General features: G+C 69.7%; 13 protein-coding genes. 6 read left to right on the top strand and 7 right to left on the bottom strand.

The window, feature by feature from the left end; genetic code table 11:
* The first annotated feature begins 197 nt into the window (after window positions 1-197).
* The 5 genes from AC57B5_RS14300 to AC57B5_RS14280 all read left to right on the top strand — a co-directional run bounded on the left by AC57B5_RS14300 (window position 198) and on the right by AC57B5_RS14280 (window position 7,860).
* Window positions 198-1,409, top strand: coding sequence for an efflux RND transporter periplasmic adaptor subunit (locus AC57B5_RS14300; RefSeq protein WP_269197417.1), 1,212 nt, complete (start codon window positions 198-200; stop codon window positions 1,407-1,409).
* Window positions 1,406-4,579, top strand: coding sequence for an efflux RND transporter permease subunit (locus tag AC57B5_RS14295; protein ID WP_496399780.1), 3,174 nt, complete (start codon window positions 1,406-1,408; stop codon window positions 4,577-4,579). Before AC57B5_RS14300 ends, AC57B5_RS14295 begins: the two co-directional genes overlap by 4 nt.
* Window positions 4,580-4,590: 11 nt before the next feature.
* The gene (locus AC57B5_RS14290; protein ID WP_496399779.1) at window positions 4,591-5,910 is read left to right on the top strand and encodes a TolC family protein; all 1,320 of its coding nucleotides are present in this window, start codon (window positions 4,591-4,593) and stop codon (window positions 5,908-5,910) included.
* Window positions 5,911-6,128: 218 nt separating this feature from the next.
* Complete coding sequence (locus AC57B5_RS14285) at window positions 6,129-7,229, top strand: sensor histidine kinase (RefSeq protein ID WP_496399778.1); 1,101 nt, start codon at window positions 6,129-6,131, stop codon at window positions 7,227-7,229.
* On the top strand, window positions 7,222-7,860 hold the full coding sequence (locus tag AC57B5_RS14280) for a response regulator transcription factor (protein WP_013804046.1): 639 nt from the start codon (window positions 7,222-7,224) through the stop codon (window positions 7,858-7,860). Before AC57B5_RS14285 ends, AC57B5_RS14280 begins: the two co-directional genes overlap by 8 nt.
* A 50-nt stretch (window positions 7,861-7,910) precedes the next feature.
* Here AC57B5_RS14280 and AC57B5_RS14275 read toward each other — a convergent pair whose 3' ends face one another.
* From AC57B5_RS14275 to AC57B5_RS14250, 6 genes are all read right to left on the bottom strand, one after another.
* Entirely contained in the window at window positions 7,911-9,572 is a 1,662-nt protein-coding gene (locus tag AC57B5_RS14275; protein WP_448678015.1) for an MFS transporter, read from the bottom strand.
* The gene (locus AC57B5_RS14270) at window positions 9,562-10,005 is read right to left on the bottom strand and encodes a DoxX family protein (protein WP_496399777.1); all 444 of its coding nucleotides are present in this window, start codon (window positions 10,003-10,005) and stop codon (window positions 9,562-9,564) included. The genes AC57B5_RS14275 and AC57B5_RS14270 overlap by 11 nt, the downstream gene beginning before the upstream one ends.
* A 23-nt stretch (window positions 10,006-10,028) precedes the next feature.
* On the bottom strand, window positions 10,029-11,927 hold the full coding sequence (locus AC57B5_RS14265) for an amidohydrolase (RefSeq protein ID WP_012203486.1): 1,899 nt from the start codon (window positions 11,925-11,927) through the stop codon (window positions 10,029-10,031).
* Window positions 11,928-12,049: 122 nt separating this feature from the next.
* The gene (locus tag AC57B5_RS14260) at window positions 12,050-12,322 is read right to left on the bottom strand and encodes a XapX domain-containing protein (protein ID WP_496399776.1); all 273 of its coding nucleotides are present in this window, start codon (window positions 12,320-12,322) and stop codon (window positions 12,050-12,052) included.
* A 39-nt stretch (window positions 12,323-12,361) separates the two neighbouring features.
* Window positions 12,362-13,060, bottom strand: coding sequence for a hydrolase (locus tag AC57B5_RS14255; RefSeq protein ID WP_096915267.1), 699 nt, complete (start codon window positions 13,058-13,060; stop codon window positions 12,362-12,364).
* Window positions 13,061-13,129: 69 nt separating this feature from the next.
* Window positions 13,130-13,834, bottom strand: coding sequence for a pirin family protein (locus AC57B5_RS14250; protein WP_496399775.1), 705 nt, complete (start codon window positions 13,832-13,834; stop codon window positions 13,130-13,132).
* Between the two features lie 102 nt (window positions 13,835-13,936).
* Between AC57B5_RS14250 and AC57B5_RS14245 the strand changes: the two genes are divergently transcribed.
* On the top strand, window positions 13,937-14,860 hold the full coding sequence (locus tag AC57B5_RS14245) for a LysR family transcriptional regulator (RefSeq protein WP_496399774.1): 924 nt from the start codon (window positions 13,937-13,939) through the stop codon (window positions 14,858-14,860).
* A 40-nt stretch (window positions 14,861-14,900) separates the two neighbouring features.
* Here AC57B5_RS14245 and AC57B5_RS14240 read toward each other — a convergent pair whose 3' ends face one another.
* On the bottom strand, window positions 14,901-15,425 hold the full coding sequence (locus AC57B5_RS14240; protein WP_043780881.1) for a YqaA family protein: 525 nt from the start codon (window positions 15,423-15,425) through the stop codon (window positions 14,901-14,903).
* Between the last annotated feature and the right edge of the window lie 59 nt (window positions 15,426-15,484).

Here is a 15,484-nt window from a genome sequence, read left to right as displayed (position 1 = left end):
GCGCCACCCACACGCAAAGGAGTACCCCATGGACCCCGATCCTGATTCCGATCCCGATCCTGCCAGGCGCTGCCGCGCCGTCCCTTCCCGTCTTTCCCTTCTTCCATTTCTTAATCTGCCCGGACCCGGGCGGAGGCCTGTGATCGCCTGAAGGGGCGAGAGGTCTGCGCGGGTCCGTGGCACCCGGAGACCTCAGGATGACCCGCTTTCTCGCTTCTGAACGACCAGGCCGACCCCATGGCCAACCACATGGCCTGCACCCGCGCCATCCCTTGCTGGCGGCCGCCTGGCCTGTGGGCGGGCTGCTGATCAGCGTGGCCATGGCCGCCTGCAACGGCCCGGCCGAAACCCAGGCTGCAGTGGCAACCCCCGCCACCGCCGCCCCGCAGCCGGCCCCCGTGCGCCGCGAAGGCAACCTCATCGTGGTGCCCGAAGGCTCGCCGCTGCGCGAGCGCCTGCAGGTGGCAGAGATCGCCCTGCAGCCGCTGCAGACCCGCCTGTCGGCCCCCGCCACCATCGAGGCCGAGCCTGAAAAGCTGGTCCGCATCACGCCGCCCGTGGCGGGCCGCCTGGTGCGCCTGCACCACCAGTTGGGCGATGCGGTGAAGGCCGGCGATGCGCTGATCACCATGGACTCCTCCGAGATCTCCAGCGTGCGTGCCGAGCACGCCAAGTCCCAGGCCGCGCTGTTGCACGCGCGCCAGGAATTCGACCGCCAGAAGCTGCTGTTCGATGCCGAGATCGCCGCGCGCAAGGACTACGAGGCCGCGCAGCAGTCGCTGGCCGCAGCAGGTGCCGATGCGCGCGCCGCCTCCGACCACCTGTCCCAGCTGGGTGCGGCCGTGCAGGAAGGCTCGCGCGGCAGCTACGTGGTCAAGTCGCCCATCAGCGGCCGCGTGGTCGAGATGGCGGGCTCGCAGGGCGGCTACTGGAACGATGTGAATGCCTCCGTCATGACCGTGGCCGACCTGCGCAAGGTCTGGCTCAGCGCCAGCGTCAGCGAGCGCGACCTGGCCCATGTGGACGTGGGCCAGCAGGCCCACATCGCGCTGGCCGCCTATCCCGACCTGCAGCTGCAGGGCCGCGTGCAGTACGTGGGCGAGCTGGTGGACACCGCCACGCGCAGCGTCAAGGTGCGCGTGGCCGTGGACAACCCCGAAGGGCGGCTGCGCCCCGGCATGTTTGCGCGCGTGGGCTTCGACGCCCCGGCGCGCCAGGCCGTGATGGTGCCCGCCGCGGCCCTGCTGCAGGGCCAGGTCAGCACGCGCGTCTTCGTGGACAAGGGCGGCTGGCGCTTCGAGCCGCGCGACGTGCAGGTCGGCGCGCAGCAGGACGGCCAGGCCGAGATCCTCTCGGGCCTGGCGGCCGGTGAGCGCGTGGTGGTCAACGGGGGAGTGCTGCTGCAATGATCGAGCGCATCGTCAACATCGGCTTTTCGCGCCGCGGCGTGGTCTGGCTGGTCTTTTGCTTCGCGGCCCTGTATGGCGTGTTCAGCTGGAAGCAGCTGCCGCTGGAGGCCTATCCCGACATTGCCGACGTGACCTCGCAGATCGTCACCCAGGTGCCAGGCCTTGCGGCCGAGGAGATAGAGCAGCAGATCACCATTCCGCTGGAGCGCGCCCTGCTGGCCACGCCCGGCATGCACGTGCTGCGCTCGCGCAGCCTGTTCGCGCTGTCCCTGATCACCGTGGTCTTCGAGGACGGCGTGGACGGCTACTGGGCGCGCCAGCGCCTGAAGGAGCGCATCGACGAGGTCACGCTGCCCTACGGCGCCCGCGCCGGACTGGACCCCTACAGCTCGCCCACGGGCGAGGTCTACCGCTACACGCTGGAAAGCCCGGTGCGCAGCCTGCGCGAGCTGTCCGAGCTGCAGCAATGGGTGGTGATCCCGCGCCTGAAGAAGGCCCAGTCCGTGGTGGACGTGACCAACTTCGGCGGCCTGACCACGCAGTTCATGCTGGAGCTGGACCCGGCGCGGCTGCTGCAGTACGGGCTGGCGCTGTCCCAGGTGATCGAGGCCATCAATGCCAACAACGCCAGCGGCGGCGGCAGCGTCATCGACCGGGGCGATGTCTCCTATGTGGTGCGCGGCGTGGGCCTGCTGGGCTCGCTGGACGACATGGGCAACGTGGTCGTCAAGACCACGGACAGCGGCACGCCCGTGCTGGTCAAGGACCTGGGGCGGCTGACCTACGGCAACGTGGAGCGGCGCGGCATCCTGGGCAAGGACGGCAACTCCGACACCCTGCAGGGCATCGTGCTGCTGCTCAAGGGCTCCAACCCCTCGCAGGCGCTGGAGGGCATCCACGCCGCCGTGGAGGAGCTCAACGGCAAGCTGCTGCCGCCCGACGTGAAGGTCGTGCCCTACCTGGACCGCACCACGCTGATCGAGCGCACCACCCACACCGTGGGCAAGACCCTGGCCGAAGGCCTGATCGTCGTCACCCTGGTGCTGCTGGTCTTCCTGGGCAGCCCGCGCGCGGCGCTGATCGTGGCGCTGACCATTCCCATGGCGTTGCTGCTGGCCTTCATCTTCATGCACCACGCGAAGATTCCGGCCAACCTGCTGTCGCTGGGCGCCATCGACTTCGGCATCCTGGTGGATGGCGCCGTGGTCGTGGTCGAGAACATCCTGCGGCGCCGCGAGGCCGACCAGAACCGGCCGCTCACGCCCAGGGACGCCATCACGGCCACGCTGCAGGTGGCGCGGCCCATCTTCTTCGGCATGTGCGTGATCGCGGCCGCCTACCTGCCGCTGTTCGCCTTCGAGCGCATCGAGTACAAGCTGTTCTCGCCCATGGCCAGCGCCGTGGGCGCGGCCCTGGTGGGGGCGCTGGCCGTGGCCCTGCTGCTCACGCCGGCCCTGGCCTGGCTGGCCTTCCGCAGGCCGCGCAAGATCTTCCACAACCCCGTGCTGCACCGGCTGGGCGTGGGCTATGACCGCTTCCTGGGCGTGGCCGTGGGCCGCGTGCGCTGGCTGGCGGGGGCCGTGGCGGCCTCGCTGCTGGCCCTGGGCGTGCTGGCTGGCACCATGGGCCGCGACTTCCTGCCGTACCTGGACGAAGGCTCCATCTGGCTGCAGGTGCAGATGCCGCCCGGCATCACGCTGGACAAGGCGCGCGACATGGCCGACGCGCTGCGCAGCGCTGCGCTGGAGTTCCCCGAGGTCTCCTACATCGTCACCCAGACCGGGCGCAACGATGACGGCACGGACTACTGGACGCCCTCGCACATCGAGGCCAGCGTGGGCCTGCATCCCTATGGCGAATGGAAGTCGGGCCTGACCAAGCAGCAGCTGATCGCGAAGATGGCCGCGCGCTTCGACCAGCTGCCCGGCTATTCCGTGGGCTTCATGCAGCCCATGATCGACGGCGTGCAGGACAAGCTGTCCGGCGCGCACAGCGACCTCACGGTGAAGGTCTTCGGCCAGGACCTGGCCGAAGACCGGCGCGTGGCCGATGCCCTGGTGGCCGTGCTGGAGAAAGTGCCCGGCGCGGCCGACGTGGCCGTGGACGTGGAGCCGCCGCTGCCCAACCTGCGCATTGCGCTGGACCGCGCCGCTGCCGCGCGCTACGGCATCAATGCCTCCGAGGTGGCGCAGCTCATCTCCACCGGCGTGGGCGGGGCCTCCATTGGCCAGCTGTACGTGGGCGAGCGCAGCTACGACATGGCCGTGCGCTTCACGCCCGACACGCGCAGCAGCCCCGAGGCCATCGGCGCGCTGCGCCTGTCGGCCGCCAATGGCGCCCAGGTGCCGCTGGCCGACGTGGCGCGCATCACTACCACCGTGGGCCAGAGCGTCATCGTGCGCGAGGGCGGGGAGCGCCACATCCTCGTCAAGCTCAATGTGCGCGGCCGCGACCTGGCGGGCTTCCTCAAGGATGCGCACACCGCCATCGATCAGCACCTGGACTACGACCGCCAGAAGCTGCACATCGAGTGGGGCGGCCAGTTCGAGAACCTGCAGCGTGCCGAGGCGCGGCTGCTCATGATCCTGCCGCTGACGCTGGGCATCATGCTGGTGCTGCTGTTCGGCGAGTTCGGCAACCTGCGCCAGCCGCTGCTGGTGCTGGGCGTGGTGCCGCTGGCCATGATCGGCGGCTTTGCGGGCCTGCACCTGCGCGGCATGACGCTCAACGTCTCCAGCGCCGTGGGCTTCATCGCGCTGTTCGGCGTGGCCGTGCTCTCGGGCGTGCTCATGGTCTCGCAGATCAACCGGCTGCGCCGCGAGGACGGCCTGGGCCTGCGCGAAGCCGTGCTCGAAGGCGCCTCCAGCCGCATGCGCCCCGTGCTGATGACGGCCACCGTCGCCGCCTTCGGCCTCACGCCGGCCATGCTGGCCATGGGCCTGGGCAGCGACGTGCAGCGGCCCCTGGCCACCGTCGTCGTCTGCGGCCTGTTCAGCGCCACCTTGCTGACCCTGCTGCTGCTGCCCAACCTCTACTACGTGATCGAGGCCCGTGCCGCCCGCGCGGCCGAGCGCCGCCAGCGCCGCGCCGCTGAACGCGGTGAGAGCGGCGATCTGGATGCCGCCGAGGACGAGGGCGGGCATCGCACCGAAACGAGCCAACCCCATTGATGCGAGTCGCCATGCAAACGACCCCTTTCTTCCCCAGGCAGGCCCTGGCCCTGCTGCTGTGCCTTGGCGCCGCAGCCCAGGCGCAGACGGCGCCGTCCGCCGGCCTGCGCTTTTCCGACTACCTCAACGCCGTGGAGCAGCACAGCCCCCTGCTGCGCTCGGAGGAGCAGGGCGTGGAATCCGCGCGTGCCGGCATCGGCATCGCCGGCATACGCCCCGACCCCAGCCTCATGCTGGGCGCCTCGCGCGAGCAGGTGCGCACCGGCCAGCCCCGGCCCACCACGCGCAACTACGAGATCAGCATGGAGCTGGAGACGGGCGGCAAGCGCGCCGCGCGCATCCAGTCCGCACGCAGCCAGGTGCGCCTGTCCGAGGCCGGCCTTGAAGGCGTGCGCAGCCAGCTGTTCTCCGATGCCGCCCAGGACTACACCCAGGCCTGCCGCGACTCGCTGGCGCTGGAGCGCAAGCAGCAGACGCTGAAGGCGCTGGGCGACGTGGTGCAGGCCAACGAGCTGCGGCGCAAGGCCGGCGACATCGGCGGCGTGGAATGGCTGCAGTCGCGCGTGGAGCGCGACCGCTTCCAGGCCGAGGTGGTGCAGGCGCGCGCAGAGGCGCAGACCGCGCGGCTGGCGCTGTCCGTCCCGCTGGGGCGCCGCCTGTCCGAAGTCTTTGCCAGCGACACGCTGCAATGCGGCTTCATGGAATTGGCCGAAGTCTCGGGGCTGGAGGATGCCGACGCCCTGGTCGCCCAGGCGCTGCAGTCGCGCGCCGAGGTGCGCATCGCCCAGGCGGCGCTGGAGCATGCACGCGACAACGCGGGCCTGGCCCAGGCCAACCGCTGGGTCAATCCCACGCTGGCCGTGGGCATGGCCGCCGTGCCGTCCACGGCGGCCGGCACCGATGCCCAGGGCAATCCCTTCGATGGCGGCGGGCGCTCGCGCACGCTGTCGGTCTCGGTCAGCGTGCCGCTGCCGCTGTCGCGCCTGGACCGGGGCGATCTGGTGCAGGCCGAGGCGGCCGTGACCCAGGCCATGCTGGCCCTGCAGCAGGCCCAGAACCGGGCAGAGGCCGATGTGCGCGGCGCGCGCTTTCGCCTGACCGCCGCGCGCGAGAACGTGCAGCGCTACCGCGACGGGGTGCTGCGCGATGCGCAGCGCGTGCTCGAAGGCATACGCCTGTCCTACCGGCATGGCGAGGCTTCGCTGCTGGAGCTGCTGTCCGCCCAGCGCTCGGCCGACGAGGCTTACCTGGGATCGCTGGAGGCCGAGACCGAGCTGGCCAAGGCCACCGTGGAACTCCAACTTAGCGTGGGCCGGCGGCCAGTGTTGTGAACCCCCTGAGCCGCTGCGCGGCTTCCCCCTCTCTCGCTACGCGGGAGGGGGACGACACCTTCGGTGCGGGGCGGCGCGGCCGGCCCAGGCCCTTCCTCGGTGTCCCTTGTTTTGGGTCGCGCCAGTATCGTACGGTTCGGGTATAGCCTGCATTCAGGTGCAGCGGCTTCTTGAATGAGAATTGGCAGCTGACAGTCCATTCCTTTTCCCTGCACGCCATGACCACCGCTCTGCGCCGCTTTCCCCATTGGCCCCGGGCCCTGATCCTGGCGGCCATGGGCGTCGCCATGGCCGCGATCTTCGCGCTGGACACGCTGACCGACTACGCCGTGGCGGCCGCCGTGTTCCATACCGCCATCATCCTGGTGGCGGTGCGCTGGTTCAGCCCGCGCGTGGTCATCGGCCTCACGGCGCTGTGCATCGTGCTGACCCTGGCCAGCTTTGCGCTCACGCCTGCCGGTGCCTATCGCACCGGACTGATCAACATGGTGATCAGCATTCTGGCCATTGCCATCACGGCCTATCTGGGCCTGAAGATGGTGGCGGCCCAGAACGCGGCCCATGAGGCGCGCACCCAGCTGATGCGCATCACCCAGACCACCAGCCTGGGGCAGTTGACGGCCTCCATCGCCCATGAGGTCAACCAGCCGCTGGCGGCCATCGTCACCAGCGGCAATGCCTGCCAGCGCTGGCTGGCCCAGGACCCGCCCAACCTCGCCAAGGCCGGCCAGGCGCTGGAGCGCATCCTGGGCGATGCGCAGCGCGCCAGCGATGTCATTGCCCGCATCCGCAGCATGGCGCGCGGCGAGGCGCCCAGCCGCCAGTCCTTCGACCTCGACGACGCCGTGCGCGAGATGGCGCGCCTGTCGGACGCCGAGCTGGACCGGCGCGGCGTGGCCCTGGACCTGCAACTGGCGCCCGCGCTGCAGCCGGCCTGGGCCGACCGCGTGCACATCCAGCAGGTGCTGGCCAACCTGCTGATCAATGCCATGGATGCCATGCAGGGCACGCCGGCCGCGCAGCGGCGCATCACCGTCACCACCCAGGCCCTGGGCCAGCAACTGGTGCTGACCGTGGCCGATGCGGGCGAAGGCCTGTCGCCGCTGGCCCGCACCCACCTGTTCGATGCCTTCTGGACCACCAAGCCCGACGGCATGGGCCTGGGCCTGAACATCTGCCGCCACATGGCCGAGGCCAACGGCGGCCGCATCTGGGCCACGGACCGCGAGGACATGCGCGGCGGCACGGTCTTTCACATCACCATTGCCTGCGCCCCGGCCACGGGCGACAGGTCTTCCACGGGATTGCGCCATGGCTGAACCCTCCACGGCCGAAGCCGAGGCACTTGTCTACATCGTCGATGACGACGCCTCGGTGCGCGCCGCCATCGAGGACCTGCTGGCCTCGGTGGGCCTGTGCGTGCGCGCCTTCGGCGCCACGCGCGAGTTTCTGGACCACTGGCAGCGGCAGCCGCCCGCGGGGCCTGCATGCCTGGTGCTGGACATCCGCATGCCGGGCCAAAGCGGCATGGATTTCCGGCGCCAGATGCTGGAGATGGGCCTGAAGCTGCCCACCATCTTCATCACCGGCCATGGCGACATTCCCATGAGCGTGGAGGCCATGAAGACCGGCGCCATCGAGTTCCTGACCAAGCCCTTCCGCGACCAGGACCTGCTGGACGCCATCCAGCAGGGCATTGCCCTGGACCGCCAGCGCCGCGCGCTGGAGGCCGGCGAACAGGCGCTGCGCGCCTGCTGGCAGTCGCTGTCGCCGGGCGAGCAGGAAGTGGTCGTGGGCGTGGTGCGCGGCCTGCTGAACAAGCAGATCGCGGCAGACCTGGGCGTGAGCGAGATCACGGTGAAGGTGCGGCGCGGCCAGGCCATGCGCAAGATGCAGGTGCGCACGCTGGCCGACCTGGTGCGTGCGCTGGAGCGGCTGGATATCCGCTGAGGTGTCCTGGCAGGCCGGGCGCAGGCCAGGGGCAGGCCTGCCGCAACGCTTCAGTGGGCGTGGCCGTGCGCCGGTGCCTGCGCAGGCCCGCTCGCGGCACTGGCGGCACTGGCGGCATCCAGCGCCAGAAAGTGGTGGACCACGGGCCGCCCGGGGCCGATGTGAAAGCGCAGCGCCTGGGCCTGCAGATCGGCATCGGCCCTGGACACGCGCTGGTGCTGGCGCAGATGCTCGGCCCAGGACTCCACCAGGAACCACTCGATCACCCGGCCCGGCTCGCCCGTGTGCTCGGCAATGCCCCAGGCATAGGCGCCGTCGCGCCGCCGCTCGCGCGCCACATGCTGCATGGCCTCGATGAAGGCTGGCAGGTCGTCGCGGCGCACTTGGTATTCCACCTGGATCATCACCGGGCCACGGTCATGGGCCACGGGCTCGGCCAGCAGCGGCTCGGGCCAGTGGTTGGAGGCCTGCAGGTCCGCCTCGCCCGTGGGCAGCTTGATGCGGTGGAACACCAGCGAGATCGCCACCAGGCCCGCCGCGCCGATCAGCAGCGCCGTGGGAATGCCAACACCCTGTGCAAACAGCCCCCAGGCCAGGCTGCCGCCCGCCATGGCGCCGTTGAACACCATCAGGTAGATGGCCAGCCCGCGGCCGCGCACCCAGTTGGGCAGCACCGCCTGGGCCACGCCGTTGAGCGTGGTCAGCGCAATGATCCAGCCCAGGCCCAGCACCAGCATCAGCAGCACGGCGGCCCATTGCGGCGGCGCGGTGGACAGCGCGGCCATCACGGCGGCGCTGAGCACGGAGGACAGCAGCACCAGGCCATCGGCATCCAGCCTTTTGCGCAGGCGCGGCAGCACCAGCGCGCCCAGGATGGCGCCTGCGCCCACGGCGCCCAGCATCACACCGTAAAAGCCTGCCGAGCCGCCCAGCATGCGCCGCGCCACCAGCGGCAGCAGGGCCCAGACCGAGCTGGCGAAGAGGAAGAACACGGCGGCGCGCAGCAGCACCACATGCAGCTCGCGGCTGGAGCGGGCATAGCGCAGGCCTGCGCGGAAGGCGCCGAAGAACTGCTCGTTCAGGGCCGATGCCTCGGCTTTGGGGCGCTTCCACCAGACCAGCGCGGCGATCACGAACACGTAGCTGGCCACGTCCGCGCCGTAGGCCGCCGCCGCGCCGAAGCTGGCCAGCAGCAGGCCACCGGCCGCAGGGCCGAGGGCGCGTGCGATGTTGATGCCCAGCGAGTTCAGCGCCACCGCGTTCTTGAGGTCGCTGCGCGGCACCAGCTCGGGCACGATGGACTGCCAGGTCGGCCCCATCAGCGCCGCGCCTATGCCGCCCACGAAGGTCAGCGCCACCAGGTACTCCACGGTCAGCGTGTTGGTGCGTGCCAGCAGCAGCAGGCTGGCGCTGACGGCGGCCAGCAGGATCTGGATGCCGATCAGGAAGCGTCGGCGGTCCAGGATGTCGGACAGCACACCGGCCGGAATCGCCAGCAGGAAGATGGGCAGCGTGGCCGCCGTCTGGATCAGGGCCACGGCGGCCGGGCTGGCCGACAGCTCGGTCACCATCCAGGAGCTGGCCACATCGCGCATGAAGCTGCCGATGTTGCCCAGCACCGTGGCCGCCCACAGCACCGCGAACACGGGCTGGCGCAGCGGCGCGAAGCTGCCGGAGGCAGTGGCTGCGGGCCGGGTCGAATCAGCGGTCATGGCGCTCTCCCAGGTCATGCCAGGCGACGAACAGGAAGCCGCCGACCAGGCCCAGATGCTCGAAGAAGGAATTGGCCGCCATGAAGCGCTCCTGCCCTGCGGGAAGCTCCCAGAAGCGCAGCGCGACGAAGGTGGCCAGCAGCGTGAACGCGGCCAGTGCCAGGGCGCCCAGCCAGCGCAGCCGGCCGGTGATGATCATGGCCGAGGCGCCCAGCTCCAGCGCGATCACCAGGACCGCGAACATCGGTGCCGGCGACAGGCCGAAGTGGGCCATCTCGCCCAGCGCACCGGGAAAGTCGGTGAGCTTGACCAGGCCACCCTGCAGATAGGCGGCGCACAGGCCCAGGTAGGCCACCAGGCGCACGGCCTGGCTGCCGAACACCGGGCGTGCGGCGGCCGCAAGGCGGCCGGAGAACGTACTGGCTTGGGTCATGGCGGGTGTCATGCGTGTGCTCCTCAGGCCATCCAGCAGGAGCAGCCCAGCGCGCCGAAGAAGCTTCGGGGGTCCGAGGTCGGCACGTTCGATGCCCAGGCGTCGGCATGGCTGTGGCCGTGCATGCCGCAGCTGGTGCCGCAGCCGCAGGCCGCCGCCAGGCTGCGGTAGCGCGCAGGGTTGAGCGAGTTCCTGCCCGCGCCCTCGGGCTCGCCCCAGGCGCCGTAGCCGCCAAAGCGCCGCACGGGGGACCAGTCGGGCATGGCCGGCGGCAGCGGATTGTCGTCATGCTGCTGGAAGGGGCCTGCGCCATAGACCACGCGGCCGCCCACCACGGTGAGCTCGGAGGTGAGAAAGGAGATCTCGTCCTCGGGCACGGCGAAATAGTCCTTGCTGGGCACGATCATGTCGGCCAGCTGGCCCACCTGGATGCGGCCGCGCAGGCCTTCCTCGTTGGAGAACCAGGCCACGTTCTCGGTCCACATGCGCAGCGCGGTCTCGCGGTCCAGCAGGTTGCGCTGGGGGTACATCTGCAGGCCGCCCACGGTCTTGCCCGTCACCATCCACGACAGCGACACCCAGGGGTTGTAGGAGGCCACGCGCGTGGCGTCCGTGCCGGCCGAGGTCTTCACGCCGCGCTCCAGGATCTTCTTGACGGGCGGCGTGGCCTCGGTGGCACGTGCGCCGTAGCGTTCGGTGAAATACTCGCCCTGGTAGGCCATGCGGTGCTGCACGGCCACGCCGCCGCCCAGCGCCGCAATGCGGTCGATGGACTTGTCCGAAATGGTCTCGGCATGGTCGAAGAACCAGTTCAGGCCGTCGATGGGCGTGTCGCGGTGCACCTTCTCGAACACATCGAGCGCGCGCGAGATGGTCTCGTCGTAGGTGGCGTGCAGGCGCCACGGCCATTGGTTCTGCACCAGCACGCGCACCACTTCTTCCAGGTCGCCCTCCATGCTGGGCGGCATGTCGGGGCGCGGCTGGCGGAAGTCCTCGAAGTCGGCGGCCGAGTACACCAGCATCTCGCCCGCGCCGTTGTGGCGGAAATAGTCGTTGCCCTGCTTGTACTTCACGCTTTGCGTCCAGTTGAGGAAGTCGGCCTTCTCCTCCTTGGGCTTTTGCGTGAACAGGTTGTAGGCCAGGCGCACGGTGATCTGGTTGGCGTCGCTGAGCTTCTGGATCACGTCGTAGTCGTCGGGGTAGTTCTGAAAGCCCCCGCCCGCATCGATCACGCCGGTCACGCCCAGGCGGTTGAGTTCGCGCATGAAGTGGCGCGTGGAATTGACCTGGTAGTCCAGCGGCAGCTTGGGGCCCTTGGCCAGTGTGCTGTAGAGGATGGTGGCGTTGGGCTTGGCCAGCAGCAGGCCCGTGGGGTTGCCGTTGGCATCGCGCGTGATCTCGCCGCCTGCGGGCTGGGGCGTGTCGCGGGTGTAGCCCACGGCGCGCAGGGCGGCGGCGTTGAGCAGGGCGCGGTCATACAGGTGCAGCAGAAAGACCGGCGTATCGGGCGCGATGGCGTTGATCTCGTCGATGGTGGGCAGGCGCTTTTCCACGAACTGGTGCTCGGTGAAACCGCCGACCACGCGCACCCACTGCGGCGCAGGCGTGATGGCCACCTGGCGCTTGAGCATGTCCAGTGCGTCGGCCAGCGAGCGCACGCCGTCCCAGCGCAGCTCCAGGTTGAAGTTCAGGCCGCCACGGATCACGTGCGTGTGGTTGTCGAACAGGCCGGGCAGCACGCTGCGGCGCTGCAGATCGATGCGGCGCGTGCCGCTGCCGGCCAGGGCCAGCACCTCGGCGTCCGAGCCCACGGCGATGAACCGGCCGTCCTTCACGGCCACGGCGGTGGCGGTGGGCTGGGCCTTGTTCAGCGTGGTGAAGCGGCCGTTGTGGAAGATGACTTCGGGCGTGGAATCGGACATGGAGGCTCCTTGGCGAGCGTTGGTGGTGCAACCCAGCAGTCCACCCATGGCAAGGGTGGCAGCGGAGCCCAGGACTTTTCTGCGCGTGGTCATGGTGCAGTTTTCTTGGAGAGGGGGAGGGGTCAGCCGTGGTGCCGATCGGCATCGGCATCGGCGTTCTTGCGGCCGGGCAGCTGGCCCAGCACATGCTCGGTGGCCTGCGTCTTGCTGCAGGCGCTGCGCAGGTCCATGCCCTGCAGCAGATGCCGGCCCACGGGCAGGATCTGCTCGCCGGCCAGGATGCCCAGCAGGCCGACCAGGGCCACCAGCGGCGGTGCGGGCGAGCGCACCTGCAGCAGGCTGTAGACCACACCGACCAGCAGGCCGGCCCCAAGGGAAAGTGCATAGAGCTTCATGGCGAGACTCCTTTGGCGGGCCGGCGGCGGCGCTGGTGCTCAGACCTTGGCGGGGTTCGGGCCCACGGTCTCGCCATGTTGCACGCGCTCGGCCGCCTTGTGCACCATGGTGTAGGCATAGTCAACGCCCATGCCGTAGGCGCCGGAATGCTCGCGCACGATGTCCATCACCGCGTCGTAGGTCTCGCGGCGGGCCCAGTCGCGCTGCCATTCCAGCAGCACCTGCTGCCAGGTCACGGGCACCACGCCGGCCTGCACCATGCGGTCCATGGCGTAGTTGTGCGCGTCCAGCGACGTGCCGCCCGAGGCGTCGGCCACCATGTAGATCTCGTAGTCCGTGTCATGCAGGGCCGACAGGGCGAAGGTGGTGTTGCACACCTCGGTCCACAGGCCGGAGACCACGATCTTCTTGCGGCCCTGGGCGGCGTTCCTGGCCAGTGCGTCCCGCACGTTCTGGTCGTCCCAGGAATTCATGGAGCTGCGCTCCAGCAGTTGGTGCTCGGGGAACACGGCCAGCAGTTCGGGATAGGTGTGGCCGGAGAAGCTGCCCGTCTCCACCGTGGTGATGGTGGCGGGAATGTCGAATGCCTTGGCCGCCTTGGCCAGGCCCACCACGTTGTTCTTGAGCACCTGGCGGTCGATGGACTGCACGCCGAAGGCCATCTGGGGCTGCTGGTCGATGAAGATGATCTGGCTGTTGGCGGGCGTCAGGACTTCGAGGTACTTGCGGTCGGTCATGGTGATCTCCTGTGAGGGGTTGGACGGGGTACGGGAAATGTTTTCTTGGGAAGAGGCGGGCAGGGCGCTTCAGCGCGCCGTGTCGACGAGCACCAGCTCGGTGTCGGCCAGGGCCGTCACACGGAAGCTGTCCACATCGCTGATGGCGGCGCCGTCGCGCTCCTGCAGCGTCACGCCGTCGATCTGCACCGAGCCGCTGGCCGGCACCAGGTAGCCCAGGCGATCACGGCCGATGCGGTACTCCGTGCTCTCGCCGGCCTTCAGCGTGGCGCCCAGCACCCGGGCGGCGGTGCGGATGGGCAGGGCGTCCTCGTCACCGGGCAGGCCGCTGGCCAGGGCCACGAAGCTGCCCGAGCGCTCGCCCTTGGGGAAGGGCTTGGCACCCCAGGACGGGGGCTGCTGGCCGCGCTCGTCGGGCATGATCCAGATCTGGAAGATCCGCGTCGTGTTCTTTTCCTGGTTGTATTCCGAGTGGCGGATGCCGGTGCCCGCGCTCATCACCTGCACATCGCCCGCTTCGGTGCGGCCCTTGTTGCCCAGGCTGTCCTGGTGGGTGATGGCGCCTTCACGGACATAGGTGATGATTTCCATGTTGGCGTGGGCATGGGGCGGGAAGCCCGTGCCGGCGGCGATGGTGTCGTCGTTCCACACCCGCAGCGCGCCCCAGCCCATGCGGGCCGGATCGTGGTAGCCGGCGAAGGAAAAGTGATGCTTGGCATCGAGCCAGCCGTGGTTGGCACCGCCAAGGGCTTGGAAGGGACGGCGTTCGATCATGGTGTTCTCCTGCTGCGTTGTGTGTTGCGATGGATGAACTTTATGTTTTGCTGATCAAGAAGAGAATAGAAAATATGCAAAGACATCTATTCCAAAACTTTCATGCCAAGACTTCCTGACCTCGAAGCCTGGGCCGTCTTCGCCAAGGTGGCCGAAACGGGCTCCTTCGCCAAGGCCGCCGCCGACCTGGGCGTCTCCCAGCCCACCATCTCCAAGGCCATCACGCGGCTGGAGACGCGGCTCAAGACCAGCCTGTTCCACCGCACCTCGCGGCGCATGTCGCTGACGGCCAGCGGCCAGGCCTCGCTGGAGCGCGCCGCGCGCATCCTGGCCGAGGGCGAGGCCGTGGAGGCCGAGATCAGCGAGCAGTCCAAGAGCCTGCGCGGCCCCATCCGCATTGCGGCGCCCATGTCGTTCGGCATCTCGCACCTGGCGCCGGCCGTGCCCGCCTTCATGGCCGAGCACCCGGAAGTCACGCTGGACCTGCACTTCAGCGACGAGCTGATCGACGTCGTGGCCCAGGGCTTCGACATCGCGCTGCGCATCTCCTCGCTGCCCGACTCCAGCCTGCTGGCGCGGCGCCTGTGCACGGTGCGCCTGCTGCTGGTGGGATCACCCGAATACTTCGAGCGCCACGGCCGCCCCTCCCATCCGCGCGATCTGGCGCAGCACCGCGCGCTGCGCTATGTGCACAGCCGCCTGGGCGAGGCCTGGCGCTTCGTGCATGCGCGCCGCGGCGAGTTCGCCCAGGTCGTTCCCACGGCCATGCGCGTGAACAATGCCGAGGGCCTGGCGCCGGCCCTGCGCGCCGGGCTGGGCCTGGCCCTGCAGCCCGAATTCCTGGCCTGGGAAGATTTGCAATCGGGTGCGCTGCAGACCTGCATGGACGACTGGCAGGTGCCCTCCATCGCCTTGCACATCGTCACGCCACCCGGGCGCGCCCGGCCGGCGCGCGTGCAGGCGCTGATCGATTTCCTGGCTGCGCACTTCGCGCTGGCGCCCTGGGCGCGCGAGCCGCAGGCGTAGATCGCAAAAAGGGGAGGGCTTCGGTGGGAGGGCTTCGGCCTCAGCTGGCCCAGGAGGCCGGCAGCAGCTGCAGCAGCACCACCGTCATCACCACATAGCGCAGGAACTTGCCTATGGCCATGTAGAACACGCAGGGCCAGAACGGCAGCCGCAGCCAGCCGGCCACGGCGCACAGCGGATCGCCCACCACGGGCAGCCAGCTCAGCAGGCAGGCCTTGGCGCCCAGGCGGCGCAGCCACACGCGGGCGCGGCGCTCGTGGCGGGACAGGGCGCGGGGCGGCTTGGCCCGCAGATCCTCGGGCAGTCCGGCGCGCCGCCGCTCGCGGGCCGCGCGCCAGGCCTTGTGCGCACCCAGGCCCATCCACCAGCTGATGGCGCCGCCCAGCGTATTGCCGGCCGTGGCCACGAAGACCGTCTGCCAGAACAGATCGGGGTTGAGCTGCAGCAGGCCGACCACCGCAGGCTCGGAGCCCAGCGGCAGCAGCGTGGCCGAAATCAGGGCCACGATGAACACGGTGCTGAGGCCGAACTGCGGCAGCGCCAACCAACTCAGCAATTGATGGATCCAGAATTCCATAGGTGCTGCCAAGTGTAGGTCTGCGCTGGCTGACGCCTTGTCGGCCT

It is taken from the genome of Delftia sp. BGA-UO-ETr-SB1, from assembly GCF_059567865.1.
The sequence above is the reverse complement of the archived record's forward strand: the minus strand, read 5'-3'. Positions and strand labels throughout refer to the sequence as shown.